This window comes from Nocardiopsis mangrovi, assembly GCF_042653925.1.
GTDB lineage: Bacteria > Actinomycetota > Actinomycetes > Streptosporangiales > Streptosporangiaceae > Nocardiopsis_B > Nocardiopsis_B mangrovi.
In genome coordinates this window covers 1-6,692 of record NZ_JBHSFQ010000068.1, presented here as the reverse complement: position 1 = coordinate 6,692, position 6,692 = coordinate 1, and the positions used below count along the sequence as shown (strand labels likewise).

The window sequence follows — 6,692 nt, the reverse complement described above, 5'->3', positions numbered from 1 at the left end:
AGGGCCACATCGACGTCCAGTACCACATCACCAAGTGGGGCGACGGCAACGGCACCGAGGGCGCGCCCCAGCCCATGGGCACCGACACCAAGTGCACCGACGCCGTCTCCGGCCAGGGCACCAGCGGTGGCGGGACGAGCGCCGCGGTGGGGATCCAGTCCGGCGTTCCCGGCACCGGGATCACCGGCACGGACCTTCCGATGGCGGCGAGCGCCGTGACCGCGGCCGTGCTGCCGGTCCTGGCCGCCGCGGTCCTCATCACCAAGCTCCGCCGCCCCGCCCTGGCCACGAGCCGGGACGCGGCCGGCGACCGCGCCCCGTCCCTGCGCGAGCGCGTCGCCCGCCTGCGCGACGAGTACATGCGCTAAGGCGCCGAGGGCAGCGGACACCGCTGCGCACCGCACGCCGGGGGCCCCGTCCACACGGACGGGGCCCCCGGCGTCGTCGTGTCCGGGAAAGGGGCCGGGAGCCCGGCCGACGGGCGCGTCCCGGCCACCGCCTCGGGGAGGGCCGGCCCGGCCCTCCCCGAGGTTCAGGAACCGGGGCCGAACAGTCGGCTGAACAGGCCGCCCTGCTGGCGCGGCGCAGCGGCCGGCGGAGCCGCCGCCGGGGTGTCGGCCGCGGGGGCTTCCTCGCCGGGGTGGTCCTCGACCCCGGCGAAGGCCCGGAAGTCGGCGCGCTCGGTGGGCAGCCCCCATCCGGCGAGGGCGTCGGCCAGGCCGTCGTCCCAGCCGTCGGCCGGGAGCTCGGCGATGGCCCAGAACACCTGGAGCGTGGCCTCGTCGAAGTCCGCTTCGGGGTCGGGCGCCTCGGCGGCCGAGCGCGGGCCCAGGACGCTTTCGAGCGCGCTGCCGGCGACGGCGGCCCGCGCCCCTCCCTCGGCGTTCGCCAGCACCTTGGGCAGCATGGCCGACCGGAGCGGCTGAGCCCGGTCCCCCGCACGGCCCAGCGCCAGGTAGCCGAGCGCCGCGGGGGTGTTCTCGCCGCAGTGGGGCCAGGAGTCGTCGAAGAGGGCCGGGTAGCCGACGCTGGTCCGGCCGGCGGCGCGCAGCCGCACCAGGCACTCCTCCGGGGCCTTCTCCCCGTGGATGACGGTGAGCGCCACGGCGGCGGCGAACCCGTTGTAGAGGTGTCCCGAGGCCATCTCGTGGGCGAGCGCGACCGTCGCGCCGGCGTCGTCGGGGGCGGCGAGCATGCCCACGGCGAACAGCTCGGCGGAGAGGACGTCGTGCCGCTGCGCGCCGAGCGGCGGCGGCGCCTCACCGGGCAGCGGCGGGGCCGCCTCCGCCAGCGACGCCTTCAGCGGGACGAGCGACTTCTCGGCGGCGTCGGGCACGAACGCGAGCAGGTAGCACGCCCACTCCGCCGGGGGGTCGATGCCGCGGCGGTTCGCGCGCCCGTCGAGCAGGCCGATCAGGTCGTCGGCGCGGTCGCGCACGGTGTCGTACACGTCCAGCTCCGCCTGGAGCAGCGCGGCGCCGTTCTCCCGCGACACGGTGTCCAGGCGGCTGCGCATCCGGCGGTACTGCTGCTCGTCGGGCGCCTCCTCCAGCCACGTGCGGTACTGCTCGCGCACCTTCTCGGCGTCGGTCGAGGCCGCCCAGGAGACCTCGTCGCGCCACAGCCCGAGGTCGGTCCGCGCCGGCAGGACCTCGGCGGCCGTGGGCACGAGCAGTTCCAGCAGCAGGCTGAGCGGGCGCGACCGCCAGTCGGCGGGGGTGTCGGGGTGGCAGGCGATCCGCACCAGGTATTCGGCGACGCGGGGCGCCGCGGCATAGGCGGGGGCGGGGAAGCGGATGAGGTCGAAGAGGGCGGAGACGGAGTCGTCGAGGCCGCGGGTGGCGGAGGCGTCCCCCGCGATGCCGCGCAGCAGGGCGGGGATGTCGGCCCCGCCCTCGGGCGCGAGCGCCGCCCAGTCGATGTCGTCCACGCCGTGAAGGGGGCCGGTGCCCGTCGTCGCGTCCATGATCGGACATTATCCCCGCGCGACGCCCCCGCCCGCGAATCCGCGGCCCCGGGCCCGCGGCCGCCGCCCCGGGCCCGGCCCGCCGGAGCGGTCCGCGACCCGGCTCCACGCACCGGGACGGCCGCCGCCGGGGTCCCTCGCCGCCGCGCGGCCGGACGAGCGCCGGGGTCCGCGGCCCGGCCCCCGAGCCCGCTGGAACGGCGGTGGCCGGGACCCGTCCGCCGCTGGGGTCGCCGACGCGCCGTGTCCGCCGCGCCGCGGCCAAACGTGACCCGTGACGTTGTGTAGTGGCAACATCCTTGATTGGTGACCGCAGGTCACCGAGCGCCGTGTGGGGAGTGGGTCGCATGTACTTCGCCTATATCCGGGCGTCCACCACCGATGTCCGGAACCCTCCGGAACTGGAGCCCGCCTGCCGGGAGGTCCCCGACGACGCCCGGCGCTGGTCGCGCCGCCGGGCCAAGCGCGCCAGACTCACCTGCGCCCGCTGCGGCCTGGACTTCCGCCGCCACATCGGAAGCGACCCCGCCGCCGTGGCGTTCGAGGTCACCGGCCCCGACACCCTGCCGCGGTTCGAGTGCGGCGGCTGCCAGCCCGACCTCCTCGCCGCCCTGACCGCCGCCGTCGCCACCCTCCCCGAACCGCTCCCCCGCGAGGCGTCGGCCTAGTGCCCTGATTCCCGGATGCTGCCGGATGAGCGGGCGGCCGCCCACGCCTCGCGTCGCACGGCGATTCGCGACGTCCGGCCGGGCCGGCCGGCCGAGCGCGATCGGCGCAGCGAGGCGGCGCCGAGGCCCCGCTGTGCCACCAGGCGGGGCCCGCGGAGCAGTCCCGGTAGAAGCGTGGTCGCGAGCCCGGACTGATCCGGAACAGGGCTCGGCCCGGACGGTTCGCGCGCGGCGCCGGGCGGGTCAGCCCGTGGCACGGAAGGTCGTGCGGTAGGCGCTGGGCGAGACCCCGAGCACAGCGTGCAGGTGCTGGCGCATCGAGGCCGCGGTTCCGAAGCCCGCGGCGGCGGCGACCTGGTCGATGGGCAGATCGCTCTGCTCCAGGAGATGGCGCGCGTGCTCCACGCGCTGGCGGGTCAGCCACTGCAGCGGGGAGACGCCGGTCTCTTCGCGGAAGCGCCGGGTCAGCGTGCGCACACTGGTGGACTCCCGCGCGGCGAGGTCGCTGAGCGTGAGCGGGCGGTCGAGGTGGTCCAGCGCCCACGCCCGGGCGCGCGCGGTGGAGGAGGCGTGGGGGCCGGGCACCGGGCGCGGGATGAACTGGGCCTGGCCGCCGTCGCGGTGCGGTGGGACGACCGTGTGCCGCGCGACCTCGTTGGCGACCGCCGCACCGTGGTCGGTGCGGACGATGTGCAGGCACAGGTCGATCCCCGATGCCTCGCCGGCCGAGGTGAGGACGTCGCCGTCGTGGGTGTAGAGGACGCCCGGGTCGAGCCGCACGTCCGGGAACAGTGACGCGAACAGGTCGGCCGACTTCCAGTGGGTGGTGGCCCGGCGTCCGTCAAGGAGCCCGGCGGCGGCCAGCACGAACGCCCCGGTGCAGATGGAGGCGATCCGGGTCCCCGGCCGGATCCGCGCCAGCGCGTCGGCCAGCCCCGGTTCGAGCCGCCCGCGCTCGTCGGCCGCGTCGGGTGCGTGCGAGGCCGGGACGACCACCGTCGACGCCTCGGCCAGTGCCTCGGGCCCGTGCTCGACGCCGATGGTGAAATCGGCGTGGGTGCGGATATCGCCCGGTGCGACCGCGCAGGTGACGACCGAGTAGAGCGGCCGGCCGCCGGGAGAGGCGGCCCGGCCCAGGATCTGGTGCACGATCCCGAGCTCCATCGGCATCAGCCCGTCGCGGACCAGAACGGCGACGGGGTGCCGATCGGGGTGGGTGAAAACGGCCATGGCCGGATTCTTTCACATGTTGTCCATCCGGCCACTCGCGCCATGGCGGCGCCGGTTCCACCATCGGTGTCATGAGGAACGAGACAGCGCAGAACACGTCGAACAGGGATGGCCGCGGCGCCGCCCGCGTGCACCGCGCCTGGTCGGTCGCCGCCGTCGCGGCGCTGGCGATCATCGCCGCGGGCGCCTTCGGCACCCTGCCGGGCCTGCTGGTCACGCCGCTGCACCAGGAGTTCGGCTGGTCCCACGGCGCCATCAGCACCGCGGTCTGGGTGAACATGGCGCTCAACGGGCTGGGCGCGCCGTTCGCGGCGGCGCTGATGGACCGGTTCGGCATGCGCCGGGTCGTCACCGTGGCGCTGATGGCGGTCGCCGCGGGAGCGGGGCTGACCACGGTCATGACGGCGGCCTGGCAGCTGACCCTGTACTGGGGGGTCCTCGTCGGGCTCGGGACCGGGTCGATGGCCCTGGCCTTCGCGGCCACGGTCGCCAACCGCTGGTTCGAGCGCCGGCGCGGCCTGGTCACCGGCCTGCTCAGCGCCGCGAGCGTCGCGGGCCAGTTCGCCCTGCTGCCGGTCCTGTCCTGGATCATCGACAACGGCCAGTGGCGCGCGGGAACGGTGACGGTCGCGCTGGCGGCGCTGGCGGTGGCCCCGCTGATCTGGCTGCTGCTGCGCGACCACCCGGCCGACCTGGGGCAGCGCGCCTACGGGGCGGCGGCGTGGCGCCCCGCCCCCGCTCCGCGGCCGGGCGCGGTCCGCCACGCCCTGCGGGTCCTGCGCGAGGCATCGCGGACGGGCACGTTCTGGCTGCTGGCCGGGACCTTCGCGATCTGCGGCGCCTCCACCAACGGGGTCATGTGGACGCACTTCGTGCCCGCCGCCCACGACCACGGGATGCCGCCCACCGCCGCGGCGTCGCTGCTGACGCTGATCGGGCTCTTCAACATCGTGGGCACGGCGTTCTCGGGCTGGCTGACGGACCGCTTCGACCCCCGCAAGCTGCTCGCGGCCTACTACGGCATGCGCGGGATCACGCTGGTGCTGCTGCCGCTGCTGATGGGGCCGGAGGTCCAGGCGTCGCTGGTCGTCTTCGTCATCGTCTTCGGCCTGCTGGACGTCGCGACCGTTCCGCCCACGATCGGCCTGAGCGCCATCCGCGGCCGTTTCGGCACCGAGGACAGCGCCATCGTCTTCGGCTGGACCCTCGCCGCGCACCAGGTGGGCGCGGGCCTCATGGCACTGGGCGGCGGGGCCGCCCGCGACGCGCTGGGCTCCTACACCGCGATGTGGATCGCAGCGGGGACCGTCTGCCTCCTGGCCACCGCCATGGCGCTGCTGATCCCCCGCCCCGTCCCGGCGACGCCCGCCCCGGCACCGATCGGCGAGGCGGCCTGAACCGGAGGCACACCCGGACAACGGGCCGCACGCCGTTCGCGCGGGCCGGGCGGGCGAAGCGAACCGCCCGCCGGGGTGCCCGCCGGATCCCCGTTCCGCACCGGACTCGCGCTCGGCCCTCCCCCGCCATTCGGCGACGCACGGCGGCTCAGTCCCTCGGCCCCGCCGGGGTGTCGCGGACCCTGCGGTCGAACTCCACCGCCAGGGCTCCGGAGCACGCGCATCGCCACCGGTCGGGTCCCGGATCCGGGGGCGTACCCGCCGCCCGCACAGGGACCAGCCGGCCGGAGGCACCGCTCGACGCACGCGCCGCACGGCGGCGAGGCCGGTCGGAGGCTGCCGTCCCCCAATACGGGCGGCGTCTACCTGTCCAAGGACGGCCGCCCCCGCGTACCGGCCGGGTCCCCTGCCCTCCCCCGTCCACCGCCCACACGACCCTCGCGGCAACGGCGGCGCGGAGGTCGTCGGCCAGGACGCCCACGGAGTCCTCGCCGCAGCCGCAGGAAGTTCAGGTCGCCGGCGGTGGAGGCGCCGGGACGCGCCGCCCTCTGGTCACGCCCGTTCCAGGACGGACCTGAGGGTGTCGGTCGGCGGTTCGGGGCGCAACGGCGCGCGGCGCAGCAGGGCGTCGAGCAGCGCCTTGGGGTTGGCACCGAACTCGCGCGCGTAGCCGCGGACGGTCGCGCGCGACCGCCGGTGCAGGCTCGGGTCGCCCACGCCGACCGCGTCCACGCCGGCGGCGCGGCACAGCGCGACGGCGCGGGGCAGGTGGAACGCCTGGGTGACCATGGTCGCACCGTCGACCCCGTAGGTGTCGCGCGCCCGCACGCAGGTGTCCCAGGTCCGGTATCCGTGGGGGTCGGCGACCACCGCATCCTCCGGGACCCCGTGTGCGACGAGGTAGGCGGTCATCGCGTCGGTCTCATGGCGCGACCTGGCGCTGTTGTCGCCGGAGACCAGCACGGCCCGCACCCGCCCCTCGGCGTAGAGCCGGACGGCGATGTCCAGCCTGCGCGCCAGCAGCGGGCACGGGCCGCTCTCCCAGACGGCGGCGCCGAGCACGATCGCCACCGGGCGGACGGGGACGCTATCGGCCGGGAAACGGTGGCGCAGGCTCGCCAGCCACACCCATGCCGTCGGCGCCAGGGCCGAAGCCAGCGCGGCCACGACGGCCGCGGCCGCCCAGGTTCCCGGTGACACGTGCATACCCCCAGAAGGTCGTGGGCCCGATGCCGCCGCGGGGACCGCGGCCACGGCCCCGGCGGGCACGCGGCGCGTTCTCCCGCTCACCGCCGCAGCCTAGCTGTACTGATCACAGAGGTTAGGTACAGCCCGGCGGCGATTTGACAGCAAGAGAGGGCCTCCGACATAGGTGTGGATTGTCGAAGATCAACACCTGTAGAAGGTCAGGAGGCCCTCCGTGGCCCACAC

At 75.9% G+C, this 6,692-nt stretch carries 5 protein-coding genes and 1 pseudogene; 3 read left to right on the top strand and 3 right to left on the bottom strand.

The features are described 5' to 3' along the window. Positions 1 to 368 (top strand): annotated as a pseudogene (locus tag ACFO4E_RS29895) (hypothetical protein); the annotation flags it as partial. A 164-nt stretch (positions 369 to 532) separates the two neighbouring features. Here ACFO4E_RS29895 and ACFO4E_RS29890 read toward each other — a convergent pair. Then, positions 533 to 1,966 carry a hypothetical protein gene (locus tag ACFO4E_RS29890; RefSeq protein WP_378580645.1) on the bottom strand — a complete coding sequence of 478 codons (1,434 nt, stop codon included), beginning with the start codon at positions 1,964 to 1,966 and terminating at the stop codon, positions 533 to 535. A 347-nt stretch (positions 1,967 to 2,313) separates the two neighbouring features. Between ACFO4E_RS29890 and ACFO4E_RS29885 the strand changes: the two genes are divergently transcribed. After that, a complete protein-coding gene (locus tag ACFO4E_RS29885) occupies positions 2,314 to 2,634 on the top strand; it encodes a hypothetical protein (protein ID WP_378580644.1) in 321 nt (106 codons plus the stop codon). A 243-nt stretch (positions 2,635 to 2,877) separates the two neighbouring features. On the opposite strand, the gene ACFO4E_RS29880 is transcribed toward ACFO4E_RS29885, so the two are convergent. Further along, positions 2,878 to 3,864, bottom strand: a complete 987-nt coding sequence (locus ACFO4E_RS29880) for a GlxA family transcriptional regulator (protein WP_378580643.1) — start codon at positions 3,862 to 3,864, stop codon at positions 2,878 to 2,880. Positions 3,865 to 3,935: 71 nt separating this feature from the next. On the opposite strand from ACFO4E_RS29880, the gene ACFO4E_RS29875 reads away from it, so the two are divergent. Then, on the top strand, positions 3,936 to 5,261 hold the full coding sequence (locus ACFO4E_RS29875; protein WP_378580641.1) for an MFS transporter: 1,326 nt from the start codon (positions 3,936 to 3,938) through the stop codon (positions 5,259 to 5,261). A 552-nt stretch (positions 5,262 to 5,813) separates the two neighbouring features. Here the strand turns inward: ACFO4E_RS29875 and ACFO4E_RS29870 are convergent. Then, positions 5,814 to 6,467 carry a SanA/YdcF family protein gene (locus ACFO4E_RS29870; protein WP_378580639.1) on the bottom strand — a complete coding sequence of 218 codons (654 nt, stop codon included), beginning with the start codon at positions 6,465 to 6,467 and terminating at the stop codon, positions 5,814 to 5,816. Positions 6,468 to 6,692 lie beyond the last annotated feature (225 nt).

Coding starts and splice junctions, on each gene's coding strand:
- ACFO4E_RS29890 (WP_378580645.1), bottom strand. CDS start 1,966: ATGGACGCGACGACGGGCACCGGCCCCCTTCACGGCGTGGACGACATC.
- ACFO4E_RS29885 (WP_378580644.1), top strand. CDS start 2,314: ATGTACTTCGCCTATATCCGGGCGTCCACCACCGATGTCCGGAACCCT.
- ACFO4E_RS29880 (WP_378580643.1), bottom strand. CDS start 3,864: ATGGCCGTTTTCACCCACCCCGATCGGCACCCCGTCGCCGTTCTGGTC.
- ACFO4E_RS29875 (WP_378580641.1), top strand. CDS start 3,936: ATGAGGAACGAGACAGCGCAGAACACGTCGAACAGGGATGGCCGCGGC.
- ACFO4E_RS29870 (WP_378580639.1), bottom strand. CDS start 6,467: ATGCACGTGTCACCGGGAACCTGGGCGGCCGCGGCCGTCGTGGCCGCG.